This is a genomic window from Streptomyces sp. SS1-1, assembly GCF_008973465.1.
In the GTDB taxonomy this organism is placed as follows: Bacteria; Actinomycetota; Actinomycetes; order Streptomycetales; family Streptomycetaceae; genus Streptomyces.
This window is the reverse complement of record NZ_WBXN01000004.1, coordinates 2,063,690-2,078,210: the sequence shown is the minus strand read 5'-3', so window position 1 is coordinate 2,078,210 and position 14,521 is coordinate 2,063,690. Positions and strand designations below refer to the sequence as shown.

Sequence of the window (14,521 nt, the reverse complement as noted above, 5' to 3'; positions counted from 1 at the left end):
CCTGGATCAGCCGGCGGTCCAGACGACCGGCTTGTCGCCGTACGCGTCACCGTCGTCGAACTCGGCGCCCGTGACAGCGCCGTTCTGCGACGCGGCGAGCGAGCAGGTCTCGTACGACACGCCCTTGCCGAACTCGGCGGGCGCGGATTCCTTGTCGCACTTGCCCGGGATGTCGCCGATCAGCGAGACGCCCGTGCTCCGGCCGCCGTCCAGAAGCCCCCTGAGCTGGACGTACGCGCGCGAGAGGTCGGTGTCGCCGACGTTCTCGACCTTCATCTTGATGAAGTACGGCGTCAGGCCCTTCGCCCGCTCCCCGAACCGGGACATGTCGGCCTCGGTGCCCTTGTCGATCGCCGTGACGGTGATCGCGAGCGTGCCCTTCTTCTTGGCGTACTCGAAGGGCAGGACCGCCTTGTCGCCGACCTTCAGCCCGGTGCCCGGCGCGGTGACATCGCCCGCCGGCTGGGTGTCGCCGCCCTCGCTGTCGCCGCCGTCGGCGCTCGGGCTCGCCCCGTCCGGCGAGGGCGCCGTAGCCGCCGCCGTCGGCGACTCCTTCTCCGTCGCCCCGTCCTCGCTGTCACCGTTGCATGCCGTGAGCCCGAAGCCGAGCGTGGACACCAGAACGGCCGTCAGTGCGATACGCGCCTTGCGCATGTGTCGAATCCCCGCTGATGAATGAGTGTTGTCCGCCGATACGGCGATGTCCTGCGTAGTTTGTCAGGCGGATGTGCACGCTTGGTGACCATGAGGTGACGGAGACGTCGGGGAGCGCTGAGCCACCGTTCCTCCTCAAGGACGGACCGCCGACCTGGACGCCCTGAGGTGCTGGGTGAGCAGTCCGAAGGTGGACCAGGCCCGCGGGTCCGTTCCGTCGCCCAGGGGTAGTGCAGGGCGGGCTCGGCCGGGACGCCGAGCGGCACGGGGGCGGGGCGTGGGGCGGTCGCCCGGTGCGACGGACCTCGTCGTGGCCGAGCGTGAAGGACACGGGGAGCGGAGGCGGCTCGAGCCGCGCGGGGACGGTGAGATCGCCGCGTGCGGAGCGGAGCGCCGTGAGCAGCGTGACGAGGCCGTGCGCGGCGTCCAGTTCGGCTGCGAGAGGCTCGACCGCGTGCAGAGGCGGTGTCTCGTGTTCCGCGTAGCCGAGTACGAGGGTGATGTCCTCTTCGACGCCCGCCGCCGTCCGGAGCACGCGCAGGGTGGCGAGAGCGGGGCGGTCGGGCTGTCCGACGGCGATCAGCCAGCTGGGGCGGGGTGCACGGGCCCGGGCGAGGTCGGTCAGCCGGCGGGTGGACCAGGGGAGGTTGACCGGTTCGGCGGTGCTCCATCCCGCTGGTGCGGAGCCGGTCAGGTGCCGGAACGCGGCCTCCACTGCGCCGCCGAGTACGAGGTCCGTGTCCGCGGGGTGCCGCGTGCGCAGCGTCAGCAGAAGCTGACGTTCGCCGGTCTCGGGGGACGTCTTGAACACCTCGGCCACGGAGGTGGTGCCGGCCGTGTCCCGAACGGGGGTGAAGGTGCCGTCCTTCCAGTGGAGTACGGCACCGGACAGGCCGTCGTAGTAGCCGTGCTCGGGGTCCTGGACCACCCAGCGGTTGGGCAGGCCGCGCAGGGCCAAGCGGGTCGGCAGTGTGAGGCGGGCGGTGAGCGGGGTGACGATCTGCAGGGCCTGGCCGGCGGCGGTCGCGGTGCGCAGTGCGTCGGAGAGCCAGCTGGTCATGGCGACCAGGGGCCTGTCCTGCATGACCACGGCTGTCGAGTCGGTGAGGACGTCCACCGCGGGGGCCGAGGCGGCGGGCACCGGGATCGCCGAGAAGTCGGTGGTGACGGGGACGGCGTCCGTGGTGGCGGCCTCAGGGGGCCAGACCGTGCCGTCGAGGACGGTGGCCAGGCGCCCGGCGAAGGAGCCGGCGAGGCGTCCGGCCTCGGGGACGGCGGCCGACGCCCGGGCCTCGGTCCACCACACCGGGCCGTCCGCGACGGGGTGCCCGAGCAGGCGGCCGGTCTCGCCGGGCACCTGGACGAGGATCGGGGCTTCCACGGAGACCAGAGGCCGCCCGTCGGGGGCGCACAGCTGTACGACGGCGCCGTCGGCCGTCGTGCTCACGCCGAGGTCGGGGCCGCCCGCGTACAGGCCCGCCAGGAGCGTGGGCAGGTCCGGCATCCTCGGGGTGAGGGCGATGACGTCCTTGGTCACTCTTCGTCGGCCTCTTCGTCGGTCAGGGCGGTCTGGATCAGCTGGTGCCGGCGGCCTCGGCGGACGAGGGTGCCGCGTCCCGGTGGCTGCGCCGAGGCGTACAGACCGGGGAAGAGCTGGCCCTCGGTGCGTTCGCCGGTCATGACCAGCGCGGCTGTGCCGGTTTCCCGCAGGGCGGTCAACAGAGGTTCGTACAAGGCGCGGGAGGCGCCTGCGGTACGGCGGGCGAGGACGAAGTGCAGGCCGATGTCCTGAGCGGAGGACAGGTACGGAAGGAAGGGGGACAGCGGTTGCTGTCCGGCGGCGGTGAGGATGTCGTAGTCGTCGACGAGGATGACGATCCGGGGTCCGGTGAAGGCGGGCTCGTCGGTCGGCGGCGCGTCGGGGTCTGCCGTCTCGGGCAGGCGCTTCTCCAACTCGGCGGCGATCCCGGTGGACAGGGCGGCGGCGAGCTTGGCGTTGTGGGCGTAGCCGCCGCGGTAGGGCTCGGGGATGGCGCCGCGCAGGCCGCGGCGCGGGTCGAAGACGCCGAAGACGAGTTCCTTGTCCCCGTACCGTTCGACGAGCTGTCCGGCCACGAGCTTGAGCAGGTTGGTCTTCCCGCATTCGTTGTCGCCGAGGACCAGCAGGTGCTGGTCGGTCCCGAACAGGTCGAGGAGCGCCGGGGCGAGGGTGTCCTGGTCGACTCCGAAGGGGATCTTCACCGGTTCCGTGGCAGGGGAGGGCAGCCGGCCGGCTGGCAGGCGGGTGGGCAGCACCCGTACCGGAGGGGCGACTTCGCCGTGCCAGGACGCGCGGATGGTGCGGGCCGTGCGCTCCAGGGCGGGGCCCAGATCGCCGGTGGTGGGCCGGCTGTCGATACGGGGCAGGGCGACCTGCGCGAACAGCTTGCCGTCGGTCAGCGCACGGCCGGGGGCGTCGGGGGAGAGGGTCTCGGAGAGCTTGCGGTCGATGGTGGAGTCGGCCGGGTCGTTGAGGCGCAGTTCGACGCGGCTGCCGAACAGGGACTGGGTGGCGATGCGGACGTCGTTCCAGCGCAGCATGCCCGCGACGACGTGGATGCCGTAGCCGCTGCCGCGCTTGAGGAGGTCGGCCACCGCGTCGTCCAGGTCGGCGAACTCCTCCCGCAGGGCGCCGAAGCCGTCGATGACCAGGACGACGTCCGTGGCGCCGAGTTCCGGCAGCCGTCCCCGCGCGCGCAGGTGGCGCAGCTGGTCGACGGAGTCGATGCCGTGCTCGCGGAACGCTTCCTCGCGTCGTGTGAGCATGGCCCGTACCTCGGCGACGGTACGTGCGGCGCGTTCGTGGTCTGCGCGGGAAGCCATGCCCCCGACGTGGGGCAGGCCGGCCAGGGCGGACAGGCCACCGCCGACGAGGTCGAGGCCGTACACGGCGACGTCGTGGGGCGTGTGGGTGAGGGCCAGCGAGAGGACGAGGGTGCGCAGCAGGGTGGTCTTGCCGGACTGCGGGCCGCCGATGACGGCCGCATGGCCGCCCGCGACCGTCAGATCCAGCAGCCAGGGCCGCTGCCACTGGCGGGCCGGGTCGTCGAGGATGCCGAGCGGGACGCGGAGCGGTCCGTCGGTGTGGGCGAGGCGGGGACCGTCCGGGCCGGACCGCAGGGGGCCCGCGGCCGCGTCCAGGGTGGTGGCGTCGGGCAGCGGGGGCAGCCAGATCCGGCGTACCGGCGGGGCGCCGGTGGCGAGTCGGCCGACCATGACCGACAGGACGGTCGGGCCCGTCTCGCGCTTGGTGGCGACGGACTCCTCTGCCGCCTCCGCCTGCCGTGGCGCGCTGTACGTCGGGTAGGGCAGGGCGAGCGGCTCGTCGTCACGCTTCTCGAGCCGGGCCGGGCCATGGTGCGCACCCGAGACGTACCCGGCCTTGAAGCGTTCGTACGTGGAGGTGTCGACCTTGAGGTAGCCGAAGCCGGGCAGCGGCGGCAGGTGGAAGGCGTCCGTGGTGTCCAGGACGGTGCGGGACTCGTCGGCGGAGAAGGTGCGCAGTCCGAGACGGTAGGAGAGGTAGGTGTCCAGGCCCTTGAGCTTCCCGCCCTCGATGCGCTGGCTGGACAGCAGCAGGTGCACGCCGATGGAGCGCCCGATACGGCCGATGGACAGGAACAGGTCGATGAAGTCCGGCTTGGCGGTGATGAGTTCGCCGAACTCGTCGATGACGACGAACAGGTGCGGGAGGGGCTCGAGGTCCGGGCGCTTCGTGGCGCGCAGGCCGGCGTAGTGGCCGATGTCGGCGATGTTCCCCGCGTCCTTGAGGACCTGCTGGCGGCGTTTGACCTCGCCGGCCAGGCTGGCGTGGACGCGTTCCAGGAGGCCCGCCTGGTTCTCCAGGTTGGTGATCACCCCGGCAACGTGCGGGAGTTCGGCGAACGGAGCGAAGGTGGCGCCGCCCTTGTAGTCGACCAGGACGAGGGCCAGGTCCTCCGGGGAATGGGTGGCCGCGAGGGCGAGGACCAGGGTGCGCAGCAACTCGCTCTTGCCCGAGCCGGTGGCGCCCACGCACAGGCCGTGCGGCCCCATGCCCAGCTGGGAGGACTCCTTCAGGTCCAGCAGCACCGGCTCGTGCCGGTCCGTGAGGCCGATGGGGACGCGCAGGAAGTCCCGTTCGCCGCGCGGCGCCCACAGTCGTTCGAGGTCGAGCGTGGCCGGGTCGTCGATGCCCAGGAGCGCGGGAAAGTCCACCGGCCCGGACACCGGTGTACCCTCGGCCGCCGACTCGGCCGACAGCCGCAGCGGCGCAAGCAGACGGGCGACGCCCTCGGCGCCGGGACCGGTCACCGCGTCGGACGTGCCGTGGGCGGCCGGGACCTCGGGGGCGCGCAGGTCCTCCACGGTGATCCGGCCGGCGTCGACGGTGATGCGTACGGCGACCTGGTCGGGCTCATGCACCTGCTGTTCGAGCAGGTGCAGCACGGTGACGCCCATGTCGGGCAGGCCGATCGCCGAGTCCGGGCGGGGGAGTTCGGAGGCGGTGTCGCCGTAGGTGTCGGCGACGACGAGCATGCGCGAGGTCAGCCGCAGCGCGTCCCTGCCGGACAGGCCGCGGCGCACCTCGGCCGCGTACGCGGCACGCCGTCGCAGATCGGCCCCGCACAGGCGGGCCAGCGCGGCCAGGTCGGGGGCGATCCGGCGGGCGGCGACGGGACCGTCGTGCGCCTGGGTATCGAGGACGTGCGGAAGCCACTTGGCCCAGGCCCACGCGGACTCGTCGGCCGTGGCCAGGGCGAGCGCCACGTCGTCGGGCGCATGCGTGACCGCCGTCTGCAGAAGCAGGGCGCGGGCGACCCCGAGCACGCCCTCCCGGTCGCCGACGACGCTGACGTCGCCGGCCCGGTCCAGCGGCACGGTGAGCGGGAAGTCCGTGGTCGTGGCGAAGCGGTGCAGCAGAGCGCGGGCCTCGTTCAGCATGAACGGATCCGGCGGGGTGAGCACGCCGCCGGCGTCGCTCCGCGCGATCGCCAGTTCCTGAGCCGGTACGTCACCGATCCCCGCCCGCACCCGGAGGAAGTCGGCGTCCTGACGGCGGCGCTCCCACCGTCGCGCCGGGTCGCGCCCGAGGTCGTACAACGCCTCCGGTGGCGGATCGAGCAGCCGGGCACGCTGCCGCCGTTCCCGCTCCGCCGCGCCCAACTCCTCGCGCAGCCGCTCCAGATACTCCAGATACCGTTCCCGCTGGGTGCGCCGCGTGCGCTGCCCCTTGCCCCGCTGGGACAGGAACAGGGCCACCGCCCCGAACAGCGCCACGACCAGCACGATCGCGCCGATCACGGCGAACTGGCTGTTGCGGACGACCGTCATCAGCACGACGGAACTCAGTACTCCGGCCATGGGCAGCAGCGCGGTGGCCGCACTGCCGATCTTGCCCTCGGGCAGGTTCGGCGGCGCCTCGATCGTGCGCGGCTCGGCAGGGGCCGGCGGCCGGGTGGACCGCGCGGGCCGGTGGACGATCTGCTGGGTCACCGGGCGCGCACCGCCCGCCCTGTCACCTCGGCGGCCAGACGGACGGCCGCGTCGCGGGTGGCCTGGCTCAGCATGGCGGTGTGGATGGGGCCTCCTTGGGCGAGATGACGGTCGTAGGGGAGGTGGATCACCGGTACGCCGGGCTCACGCAGGTGCGCGACGGCGGACCTCACATCCAGCGTGGTGTCGGGGGAGACCGTGCTCAGGGCGACGACGGTGGTGTCCAGGGCGGAGTGCGGCAACCGGCCGAGCCAGTCCAGGACCTGGCGGGTGCCGTGCACGCCCTCGGCCGTCATCGGCGCGACGACCACCCGTGCGTGGGCGGTGTCCATCGCGGCGCGCGCCACCTCGCCGGGCAGTGTCTCGCAGTCCACCACCGTCACGGCGAAATAGCGCCGCAGGGCCGACGTCACCGTCATGTAGGCGCGCAGGTCCAGCGGGGCGCCGACCCGGCCCTGGCCCGCGGGCAGCAGCCAGCCGCCGTCGGCCACCGGCACCAGGTAGCCGGTCACGTCGGTCAGCCGCATGGAGGGGGTGAGGATCCGCGCGAGGTCGGCGCAGCACCAGCGCACCGTGTCCGCGCCCAGCCGTACGGGGAGCGTGCCGAGCGCCGCGTCGGCCTCCAGGGCGAGCACCGGGTCGTGCCGGTAGTGGTTGAAGGTACGGCTCAGCAGCGCGGACACTGTCGACTTGCCGACGCCGCCCCGGATCGAGGTGACCGCGATGACCCTGCCGGTCGTCACCGGTTGCTGCAACTCCTGCGCCCTCCGCGTCTGTTCGGCGACCTCCTGCCCGGCGGAGGCGGTGAGCTGCCGCAGGGAGCGCCCGGTGCGGCGGGCGACCGAGTCGCCGTGCTGAGGGCGGCCGAGGGCGAAGGTGAGGCGGGGGTCGATGGTGGGGAGGGACTCGGGGGCCGACACCGGGGCCGGGGCCAGGGCTGACGCCGGGGCGTGAGCCGGGGCAGGGACAGGGGGCCGGGCAGGTGCCTGCGAGGCGGGGATCCGGCGTGGGACGGCGGAGGAATTCGACTCGGGTGCGGGTGCGGGTGCGGGTGCGGGTGCGGGTGCCGGGGCCGGGGCCGGCGTCGGTCCTGTGTCTGGCCGCGTGGGGGAGGCGGAGACCGGGTCGGACCCGCCGGACGCGGACAGGACCGGTGCCTCCCGGGAGGAATCGCCGGCGAGCTCCCGCAACAGATCGTGCTGCCAGTCACTGCCCCCCGTCATGCCCATCGCCGTGTCCTCACGTCCTCAGGCGAAGGTGCCGAGCAGCCGCCCGTACACCCCGAACACGCCGATGACCAGCGGAAGCATGGCGATCACGGCGGTCGACTCGAGTACGTCGCCGAGGCGCCGCAGCCGCACCCGGACATGTTCGGCGGGCTCCACGCTCAGCACCACGAGCGGGACGATCGCGAGCAGGGACAGCGCGGCGATCGGCCCGCCGGTGCCGGTGTGCTCCAGCCACGTCACGACGAGCCGCACCGTGACGACGCTCGCGGCCACGAGCAGCACCACGACCTCGGCGGTGAGCGGAAACGCACGCGCCCGCAGGCCGAGCGCCACCATGACCATGACACTGAGCAGCACCGTCCACACCGTCACCGAGCGCAGCACCATGACCCCCGCGGCGGCAGCCGAGGCGGCCAGCACGACGGTCGCGATCGCCAGCCCGCGATGGGTCGCCGCGAGCGCGGTGGCCACCTGATAGCGGCTCACCGAGGCCCCACCCGTACGGCGGTCGTCCAGCCCGGTCAGGCCCGACGCCATCAGCGCCAGCCGCGGCAGCACGCCCAGGACGACGACGGAGGACGCCGCCAGCAGCGCGCCGGCCCGGGCCTGACCCGCCGCATCCCCGGCCCCGCCCTGAAGACCGGCCGCCACTTCCCACAGCACGAGACATCCGCCGACCGCCGCGGCCCCGAACAGCGCCCCGCGCCCCAACGGCGTGAACCACCCGGCGAGCACCAGCGCGATCGCCGAGGCCACGGCGAGCCCGGCGAGCCGCTGCGGGCCGGACCAGTCGTAGGCGTCGGCGCAGGTCCAGACGGCGAGCACGGCCAGGGCGCCGGCCGTGGCGATCAACGTGGTGGCCAGGCCGTGCAGCCGGGCACGCCCGCACAGCACCCCGGCGAGCGCGCCCGCACCGGCGACGGCGAGCAACCCGGCACCCACGGCCGCCAGATCGAACTGTCCGCGGGCGAGGACGCCTGCGGCGACCGCCCAGAACACGGTCGCGATCCCGGCGACGACCCTGCGCACCGCAGGACGCCACCGCCACGCCCGTACGTCGAGATCGTCGGCGACCTCGTCGCTCACGTCGTGCACGACAGGTGCCGACGGCGCGTCCTGCACGCGGACCAGCCGCAACACGGCCCCGTCCGGCACACCTGCCGACGCCAAGGACGAGCCGGGCTCCAACGCGGAGCCGTCCGTGGTGACCAGATGCCGTGACTCGGGCCGCGCGCCCACGCGGTCGTCCAGCAACCGCATGATCTCCGGCAGGAGAACCCCGATCGGCTCCCGCGAAGGCAGTACGAGGTCGATCCGGCGCCGCTCGCCGACCAGGGTCACCCGGCTGAGCGCCGCACGCCGGCCGGCCGCCGAGGGGCTCAAAGTCCCCGTAGATATCACGCGTTCGAACCTATCACCGGGTAGAAGCGGTCATTGTGGGGGAAGTTGCCGGTGAGGTGGCCGGCGGGGACGGGACCGAGGCCCCGTACGGGCTCTTCCCGATCACCCGATGCGAGACGAACGACCATCCGACGCATCCCGCGCACACCACGGCCGCGATCACGACACCGACGAACAACTTCCCCACCCTCTCGTCGGCGGACCGCCGCCGACGCTGCGCGCCGAAGAGCAGGGCGTCGCGAAGCCGACGACGGCGTACCGACACCGACTCCAGAAGCTGGCTGTCGTAGTCCTGGGCTGTCACGGTCGTCAGCCGCCTGCCTCTCGGAGAACGTGGATCACGTCTCGAACTCGCCGACCCATGAACGCCTCAGCAAATGCTTGGGCAAGTACTCGGACTCGACCTCGATCGGGAATTCGTTGTCGTAAGCCATACAGGCCAAAGCGAGGGGAGCGAGGGCCACTAGGCCGTCACCGCTCAGGACACGCGCTTCGTCGCCGGCCCAGTACTGCTTGTGCCCGGTGACGGCATCAACCAGTGCGTTGTTGAACTGCTCGGTTTCCCGCAGCTGGAAGCGATGGAAGAGTTCGAGCGGCGGATAAAGGATCTTCAGCATCATTTCCTTGTCAACGACGCCATCCCGCTCGGGATCGGTGCCTTTGACCGCCGCTACCAGCTTGTCCCACATCTCCGTGGCTCGACCGGCCCAATAGCTCTGGAGAGCCTCTACCCAGTCGTAGACGTAGTCATCGAAAACCGCCCCCTCGGGAACGGACTCACGCAGAAACGAAACAGGTACCCGCATCAGTCGATCGAGACGGTCGTTCTCACGGCAGATCGTCGCCAGATAGACCGACGTGAGCCACGCCCCCGCGTGCGTATAAGGTGTCGGCCCTGTCGCAGGCAGGTTCTTCACCTCGCCCGCGCTCCCGATCCGGCACGGTACGGGTCCCTCGGCGGCCGTGGCCGAGTCGAACAGAGCACAGCCGACCTGCATCGCTGTGACCCAGGCCTCCCACGTCTCGAGCTTCGCTGCCTCGGGATCCGTCAGGCAGTGCCACTTCGCCATGGTCAGGGTGCTGCTCAGCGCCCGGTGGCGGGACATCTCCGACCGTTCCATCCGGTCGAGAACCCGACGCGTCCCATCGATGAGCGGCGCCATGGCCTCGGCCGCGTTGTCCGTGCGGAAGCCATGGCGCGGAACGCTCGTGACCACTGAACCCCTCCTCTAACGGATCTTGAAGTATTCCATCACGGAACCAGCGTAGGACCCCGTGTTTTCATTGGCCTTCACCAGGACGTACTGCAGCTTTCCTTCTTCCAGGGCGTCTTCGAGGGCGTTGGCGATCTCGGTGTCTTTCCCGCCTCGCGCCCACATCTTTTCAAGAATTGTATAGAAATATTCCTTGGTGCCCTGTTTGACCATCATGCCCTCGTAGGGGCCCGCACCTCTGCGCCAGCCGAGGTCCGCCGAGGGTGCCTTTGCTTCGACGATCACAAAACCGCCGTCATCCCCAAGCTTGTACACCTGGTCGAACATGTCGGCGCCATTGGGCGTCTTGGGAAGTGGCACCCACTCTGCGCCTGGGAACTCATGCGGAACCACGTGCAGCTCAGCGGCCTTCTCGCCCAGCTTCTCGGATATCTTGCTGTTGTTGGGCACGTCGCCGAGCTGCTCGGCGTATGCCTCCTGTGCTCTTTTGAGGGCCTCATGCGCTTCGTGTGTGGGGGCTTCCTCGACTGCCTTTGTCGCGTCGGTGAGCTTCCCGGCCACCTTGCGGTCTTTCGCGAGCCTGTCGAGCTCGGGGCGATGCATCGGGTCGGCCGAGTCCGGCCCCAGCGGCGTCCGGCCGTACTTGACGTCAGACGGCCCGCTCGGCAGGTCGTTCTTGGCCACCAGCTTGCCGGTCCCGTCCCGGGCGAGGATGGGCAACTCGACTCCGTCAACGATCCTTGCGGCTTCCTTGCGTCGGTCGAGGGCGTCATAGTGTTCTTCGCGCCAGGCCGGGTCGTTGTTGGACTTCCAAACGTGTTCGTCCCGGATGCGCTTTCGTTCCTCGACGGTGAGGTCCCGGTCTCCGGCGGAATTCGTTCCTCCGGAATGGGGATTCGAACCGCTTGACCTCGCGGCAGATCTTGACGGCTCGTGGCCGCTACCGGTCCCGTTGGCATCGCCTGTTCCTTGGCGGGGCGACGATGCGTGCGAGGTGTGTCCCTGAACGCTGCCACCGGTATCGGCTGTTGTTCCAGCGGATCCGCCGCCTGTGTGCGTGGATGCCTGCGGTGACTGTGACCTGCCACCTACTCCTGCAAGTTCTCGCTCTCGCCCTGCCAACTCCTCCGACGGGGCCCGCGCCGTGACGGAAGGTTCCTGCACGGGCGTGCCGCTGGCGATCTTGCCGTCTTTGAGGACGATGAACCTCCCGTCCTCCACGACGAGCACGGAGCGACCTGAGTGGTCGGAGAATTCCAGGACGCTGTGCGGAGTCCTCACTTCGGAGACGTTGTTCGCGCCGCGCAGGCTATCCGTAACCTGGGCAATCTTGGGTATGGCGTGCCCCGTCACCTTGACCGTGGCACTGACCGGGTCGATCGCGTCGCCGACCTTCGCTACCGAGGTGGCGACCTTCGCCGCGGTTCCCGCCCTGCCGGCTGACGCGGCCTTGAGGGGGCCGGCGCCCAGGGTGAGGCCGTTGAAGACGACCGTGGCCGCGGCGCGGGCCGGGTTCTCCTTCCACATGTCCCAGGCGACGAAGGACTTGCCGAACTCCTTGGCGTACTGCTTGCTGTCCTGGGCGAAGTCGGACGCGAAGGCACCGGTCGGCTTCTGGCCGCCGGACTCCATGAGATACGTCTCGGCGCCGACGATCGCCCGCACCACGCCTTCCCACGCCTGGCCGGCGTCGTCCGAGCCGTGGACGCCGGCCAGGGTCGCGAGGCCGTCGACGGTGCCCCAGACGTTGTCGACGATGAACCCGTCCCAGAAGAAACTCTTGGCGTAATAGCCGAGGTCGTCCGGGTCCCACCAGTCGTGCGACTGGGTCTCGGGCGTGCCCCACGGGAGCTTCTCGGCCTGGTCGAGGACCTCGGCGCTGTAGCCGTAGAGGTCGGAGCCGAGCGGCATGAACTGCTTGTCGCCGGTGCTCATCACGTACTGGGTACCGCCCACCAGCGCGGTGATCTTGTTGTTGCAGGCGATCTCGGCCGCCGTGAACGCCGCCTGCGCGACGTTCACGTCGTGCATCAGCGCCTGGTGCTGCTCGACCTTGTCCGCGTCATCGGTCCAGTCCTCGTCGAACTCCCCGTCGGGCGTCTTCAGCCCCGCGACGAACGCGGTCGCCTTGCTCTGCAGACGCTCCAACCGCGCGATGACCGGCGCGACTTCCGCCGCGTACGTCGACAGGGCGTCGGCGACGGTGGCGACCTTGTCCGCGAAGGTGTCCGCGCCGTCACGGGCCGGTGCGGTGGAGGCGAGAAGCTGCTCCGCCTCCGGAGCCTCGTAGAAGGCCGACAGCCCCTGGAACTGGCGGTGTGCCTCCGCGCCGGCCCGGCGGATGCCGTCCGCCTCGACCCGCAGGGCGTCGGTGTGCCGCTCCAACTGGCCGAGATCGCCCGTGAACAGAGGGATGGAATCCGGCTGGATCACAGACGGCCCGCCTTCCAGCCGGTCGGCATGTCGGGCGTGACCAGCCCGGACGCCCGCCGCTGCACCTCGGCCGCCATCTCCAGGTCGCCCTCCTGGTACGCGACGGTGGCGTCCACCGCGCCGCTGACGGTCTTGCCGACGCGTGCGCCGATGAACTGCAGCTCGGTCGCGGTGCCTTCGATGAACTCCGCGAGGGCGGCGGCCACCAGCCCGGTCTGCCCCTTGTGCTCCCCGCTCGCCCCGCCAGGAGCGAGCGTCCCGGCCGCGGTGGCCGCGCCCTCCATGTCCTTCCCGTATGCCTGGACGATGTCGTCCAGGGCCCTCATCACCTCTCCGACGTTCGAGACCACACTCCCGACCCCGGACGGAGATACGTCCCACCTCGGCATGCGCCAGCCCCCGCTTCCCTCTCCCCGTTCCTGCTACCGCTGCGCGTGGGTGTCAGCCGATGTTGTCGACGGCCGCCTTCGCCCTGGTCAGGGTCGACTGCGCGGTTCCGTCGTTCTGCTCCATGGTCGTGCGCACCAGCCGGATGATCTCGCGGACCTCGGCGGCGGCGCGGTGCCAGCGCATCTCCTTGCCGTGGTACTCGTCGGCGACGCCGTCCGCGGCGAAGTCGGCCATCGCTGCCTTCACCGCGCGTTCACGGTCGGTCAGCACGCGCTCCAACTGGCCGATGATGCTCTGCAGGCCGATCTGGACTTCGCTGGAGGCGCCGGTGTCGTAGGAGCGGCGGTCCTGGTTCTGAGGCATCGTCAAGTTCCCCCTCTAGGACGATGATGGCGGGCTTCGGCGGGCGAGCGGGCGAGCGGGTGAGCGCTCGGGTGGTCAGCGTGCGCCGAATCGGGCCGCGTCGAAGTTGGCGGCGCCCATGTTCTGGTTCGCGTTCCCCTCCAGCTCCAGGTCACCGGAACCGAACGCGGTGTCCATCCCGGACTGGCCGCCCAGGATCGCGCTGAGGGAGCTGTTCAGGGCGTCGGTGATCTCGTCGGCGTGCATTTTGAAGGTGTCGAACGCGGCCTTGCCCGCCCCGTTGAACTTCCCCTCCAGCGGCTCCGCCGCCTGGATCAGCAACTGGATGAGCGAGCCCAGATCCTCGCTCGAGCCGACGGTGCTCTTCCCGAGCTGCGACAGGGTCGTCGACCCCATGTCGAACTTCATGTCCGTACCCCCGTACGTGTGCCGTGCAGTGCGGTTGGTCCGGCCGCACGGCGGCATCGAGTGTCACACGCGCTGTGCGAAACTTCGAACATGCTCTCGCATGATGTGTTGCATGCGCAACGCGGGGAGGGGTTCTGTGGCGTGATCCGGCTCATGTGCCGTGTCGGACAACGGGGTTGGTAGAGGCCAGGAAGAGGGTCTGGGGCGAGACCCCTCAACGTCATGGCTGGTTCGGCTGGTTGGCCGCACTCATCCACCAAGCGCCCCGACCGTGCTCGGCTCCCTCTCCAGCAGGTCGGTGATCCCCGCCTCCGCCGCCCGCGCCCGGCGCTGCGGGTCGGCTTCCGTGCGTTCGGCCTCGTACTTCTCCCAGTCCGCGGGTTGGAGGAACAGCATGTCGCCCGTGGCGGGGAGGATGAGGACGCCGCCGAAGGCCGGGTCTCCCGCGAACCAGGCGCCGTCTTCAGTGCCTCGGGGCCGGCGGCGGGTCAGTGACGCGTTCAGGGCTCGCATCTCGCCGGCTCCGTGCCGGCCGCGGATCGGCAGTTTCAGCGTGTGGACCGTACCGAGCAGCAGCCAGTCGGAGCCGCGGTGGTCCACCCGGCCCCGGTACTCCAAGAGGTACGTGCGCAGTACCCGTTCGCATACGTCGAGGCGGCGGCCGTGGCGGAGGCGGAGGAGAAGGAGGAGCAGGACGAAGAGGCCGGGCACGATCGGGAGGACCGTCAGGAGGGTGTTCGGTACGCCCGACGCGATCAGGGTGAAGGGCAGCGCGACCAGAGTTGTGCCAAGAGCGGCCCGCAGGGCCACATGACGGGTTCGGGCCGACCTGTTGTGGGCGACGACCTCCGTCACATCGGGGGGTCGGCGTGGCGGCTGCGGCATGCGGTGGCTCCTCCGGCGGCGCGGTGTCGG

At 71.0% G+C, this 14,521-nt stretch carries 12 protein-coding genes; all 12 read right to left on the bottom strand.

Annotated features, from left to right (window positions below; genetic code table 11):
- Nucleotides 1–6: 6 nt before the first annotated feature.
- The 12 genes from F8R89_RS10645 to F8R89_RS10590 all read right to left on the bottom strand — a co-directional run bounded on the left by F8R89_RS10645 (nucleotide 7) and on the right by F8R89_RS10590 (nucleotide 14,491).
- Nucleotides 7–654: a hypothetical protein gene (locus F8R89_RS10645; RefSeq protein WP_151783748.1), complete on the bottom strand. Its 648-nt coding sequence runs from the start codon at nucleotides 652–654 to the stop codon at nucleotides 7–9.
- A complete protein-coding gene (locus tag F8R89_RS10640; RefSeq protein WP_225994360.1) occupies nucleotides 578–2,191 on the bottom strand; it encodes a DUF6177 family protein in 1,614 nt (537 codons plus the stop codon). Before F8R89_RS10640 ends, F8R89_RS10645 begins: the two co-directional genes overlap by 77 nt.
- Nucleotides 2,188–6,168, bottom strand: coding sequence for a type VII secretion protein EccCa (gene eccCa, locus F8R89_RS10635; protein WP_151783747.1), 3,981 nt, complete (start codon nucleotides 6,166–6,168; stop codon nucleotides 2,188–2,190). Before eccCa ends, F8R89_RS10640 begins: the two co-directional genes overlap by 4 nt.
- On the bottom strand, nucleotides 6,165–7,088 hold the full coding sequence (locus F8R89_RS10630) for a type VII secretion protein (RefSeq protein WP_318841295.1): 924 nt from the start codon (nucleotides 7,086–7,088) through the stop codon (nucleotides 6,165–6,167). Before F8R89_RS10630 ends, eccCa begins: the two co-directional genes overlap by 4 nt.
- A 327-nt stretch (nucleotides 7,089–7,415) precedes the next feature.
- Nucleotides 7,416–8,798, bottom strand: coding sequence for a type VII secretion integral membrane protein EccD (gene eccD / locus F8R89_RS10625; protein ID WP_151783745.1), 1,383 nt, complete (start codon nucleotides 8,796–8,798; stop codon nucleotides 7,416–7,418).
- Between the two features lie 13 nt (nucleotides 8,799–8,811).
- Nucleotides 8,812–9,102, bottom strand: coding sequence for a hypothetical protein (locus F8R89_RS36650; RefSeq protein ID WP_151783744.1), 291 nt, complete (start codon nucleotides 9,100–9,102; stop codon nucleotides 8,812–8,814).
- Nucleotides 9,103–9,136: 34 nt separating this feature from the next.
- Nucleotides 9,137–10,015 (bottom strand): immunity 49 family protein, encoded by an 879-nt coding sequence (locus F8R89_RS10615; RefSeq protein WP_225994359.1) that lies wholly within the window; start codon nucleotides 10,013–10,015, stop codon nucleotides 9,137–9,139.
- Nucleotides 10,016–10,027: 12 nt separating this feature from the next.
- Nucleotides 10,028–12,445 carry a hypothetical protein gene (locus tag F8R89_RS10610; RefSeq protein WP_151783743.1) on the bottom strand — a complete coding sequence of 806 codons (2,418 nt, stop codon included), beginning with the start codon at nucleotides 12,443–12,445 and terminating at the stop codon, nucleotides 10,028–10,030.
- The gene (locus F8R89_RS10605) at nucleotides 12,442–12,834 is read right to left on the bottom strand and encodes a DUF6507 family protein (RefSeq protein ID WP_225994358.1); all 393 of its coding nucleotides are present in this window, start codon (nucleotides 12,832–12,834) and stop codon (nucleotides 12,442–12,444) included. The genes F8R89_RS10610 and F8R89_RS10605 overlap by 4 nt, the downstream gene beginning before the upstream one ends.
- Nucleotides 12,835–12,886: 52 nt before the next feature.
- Nucleotides 12,887–13,198, bottom strand: a complete 312-nt coding sequence (locus F8R89_RS10600) for a pore-forming ESAT-6 family protein (protein ID WP_151783741.1) — start codon at nucleotides 13,196–13,198, stop codon at nucleotides 12,887–12,889.
- A gap of 75 nt (nucleotides 13,199–13,273) precedes the next feature.
- Entirely contained in the window at nucleotides 13,274–13,606 is a 333-nt protein-coding gene (locus tag F8R89_RS10595; protein ID WP_151783740.1) for a hypothetical protein, read from the bottom strand.
- A gap of 249 nt (nucleotides 13,607–13,855) precedes the next feature.
- Nucleotides 13,856–14,491, bottom strand: coding sequence for a hypothetical protein (locus tag F8R89_RS10590; protein ID WP_151783739.1), 636 nt, complete (start codon nucleotides 14,489–14,491; stop codon nucleotides 13,856–13,858).
- Nucleotides 14,492–14,521 lie beyond the last annotated feature (30 nt).